2 protein-coding genes are annotated in these 2,378 nt (G+C 63.0%); both read right to left on the reverse strand.

What is annotated here, in order from left to right; genetic code table 11:
* Nucleotides 1-87 precede the first annotated feature (87 nt).
* A complete protein-coding gene (gene istB / locus ACQRAQ_RS08500) occupies nt 88-852 on the reverse strand; it encodes an IS21-like element helper ATPase IstB (RefSeq protein ID WP_273339942.1) in 765 nt (254 codons plus the stop codon).
* 2 nt (nt 853-854) lie between these two features.
* A complete protein-coding gene (istA, locus tag ACQRAQ_RS08505) occupies nt 855-2,306 on the reverse strand; it encodes an IS21 family transposase (RefSeq protein WP_244595125.1) in 1,452 nt (483 codons plus the stop codon).
* Nucleotides 2,307-2,378: the final 72 nt, after the last annotated feature.

The following is a 2,378-nucleotide window of genomic DNA, read 5'->3' on the forward strand; positions in this document are numbered from 1 at the left end:
TGTTTTTCACAACAACTAAATTTAGGATTTCACGACTAATTTCTTTCGGGTTTCACCGTTTTGCAAAGGTGCCGCACCCTTTCTTCGCTAACTGTCCGATCTTCCCATCATCAAGGCTTCCTCGAACCTTCTGCTCTGCCCGCCGAACTCAACCAGCCGACCATGATGCATGATCCTGTCAATCGTCGCCGTGGCCAGGTGTGCGTCTCCCAGCACAGTGCCCCATTTGCCGAACTCTATGTTGGTTGTGACGATCATGCTCCTCGTCTCGTACGTTGCCGACATCACCTGGTAGAGCAGCCGAGCGCCCTCGATGTCTATCGGGATGTAGCCGTACTCGTCGATTATCAGCAGGTCTGCCTTGGCTATGTCGCGAAGCACCTGCTCGAGCCTGTTGTCGGCGACGGCCGCCTTCAGCATCAGCACCAGCGACGCGGTCTCGAAGTACCTGACCTTGTAGCCCCGCTCGGCCGCCAGCACGCCCAGTGCGATCGACAGGTGGGTCTTTCCGCGTCCGCATCCTCCGTAGAACACGAAGTCCTGGGCCTGCCGGACAAACTCCAATGACACCAGGTCATCGACGGTGTAGCCGTCTGGGAAGGACACCTCGCCGAAGTCGAAGTCCGCGACCGACTTCACGGCCGGGAATTTGGCCTGCCTCATGAGCCTTGCCTTCCTGTTCTCCTCCCTGGTGGCGTTCTCGCTCCTGATCAGCTCGCATGCAGCCACCAGCTGGCCTCGCGTGGCATCCTTGGAAAACGCCGCGATCGTCGACTTGGTGAAGTACATGGTCCTGGCCAGCGCGGCGAACTCCGCCTCGATCTGGCCCCTCGTCATCTGCTCGATGTCCATGGCTAGGCCTCCTTTGCGAAGACGGCGTCGTACATTCCGAGGTCGGGGCTGTCGTCGTATGCGATGGACCCTTGGCCGTTCGCCGTGCATGCGGCAGCCAATGCGACGTCAGCGCGGCTGGGGACGCCGCCGTCGGCGCCGAGCGCGGCCATCGCCGCTACCGCGGCCTCGTAGCCCGCATCCGCGCTGACGTCGCGAAGCATCCTGAGCATCGTGCCCCTGTCGGCCCTGCCCATGGAATCCATCGACCTGGCCAGCGATTTCGGCAAGGTCGCCCTGACGGCGCTGTTCTGCCATCCGCCCGGCTTCCTGCAAAGGAGCGCCAGCTGCGACATGGGGTCGCTGGCCTTGGTGGGCGCATCCCCGTATGCTCGGTCGAAGGCGGCGATCTGCGTGCCCTCGCCGTCGTAGAAGGCTACCCGGAATGCGCCCAGCTCGACGATCACCCTCTCCTCGCCGTGGTCCGGCCCGAGCGGGTAGCGGTGTCTGCCGTCGAGGCACGCGTCGCCGTACTTGTCGGTCTTGGCCGTGACTATCTTCGCGACGCGGAAGGGCTTCGCCGGCAGGTCGGCCATGGCCACGCAGTCCTCCATGAACAGCTGGCGCTCGGGCTCCCCTTTGAGGTAATGGTCCTTGCCGGCGCGATCCAGGCACCTGCCGAGGATCCGCTTGTTGTAGGCGGGCAGGCTGTCGATGCGGGGAACGGGGACGAACAGGTTGCGCCGGATGGCCCCGACGGCATTCTCCACGGAGCCCTTCTCGTGGCCGGAGTTGGGGTTGCAGAAGGAGAAGTCGAACCCGTAGTGGGCGGCGAAGCGCGTGAACGTGTCGGCGGTGCTGACAACCTGGCCGACCCTTCTGCCGACGCCCGTGGCGTTGTCAAACACCAACCGGGTGGGCACGCCCCCGCAGAACTCGAACACGGCCTTCAGGCCCTCGCAGACGCATTCCGACGTCTCGCCCCAGAAGCATTGCGCCAGCGACACGTTGGAGAACGGGAAGGTGACCACCAGGTAGTGCACCTCGCGCATGACGCCCAGCACCCTGAAGTCGCACACGCCGAAGTCGACCTGCCCCTCGCCGGGCGCCCATTCGAGGTTGAGGAACTCGTCTTTGGCGCCTTTGAGCTCGGCTTTGCGCTTCTTGACGTAGGCCTGGACGATTGTGTAGCTGCCGTCGTAGCCGCATTCCGCGACGAGCCGGTCGAATACCCGCTGGGCCGTGTGTCGCTGCTTGGGGCGCCGCTTCCTGTCCTCCGCAAGCCAACGATCTATCGTCGCCTTGAACGGGTCAAGCTTCGAACCGCGCCTCTTCCTGGGCTTGACCTGAGGGGAGAAGTCGTCCATGTCGCGGTATTTGCGCACCGTGGGCTCGGAGATTCCCTCCTCCCTGGCTATCTGGGCGACGCTGTCGCCACGGGCAGCGCGCTGCTTGATTGCTAGAATAGTTGACATGCCGATCATTTCCTTTCCGGCCTCCTTGAGTCGATTACCGAAGCAATGACTAAGTTAGGCCATCCGTTGGAG

This window comes from Collinsella sp. SGI.178, assembly GCF_050313495.1.
Lineage (GTDB): Bacteria > Actinomycetota > Coriobacteriia > Coriobacteriales > Coriobacteriaceae > Collinsella.

Excerpts from the sequence above, each read along its gene's own strand:
- istB (WP_273339942.1), bottom strand. The coding sequence starts at position 852 with ATGGACATCGAGCAGATGACGAGGGGCCAGATCGAGGCGGAGTTCGCC.
- istA (WP_244595125.1), bottom strand. The coding sequence starts at position 2,306 with ATGTCAACTATTCTAGCAATCAAGCAGCGCGCTGCCCGTGGCGACAGC.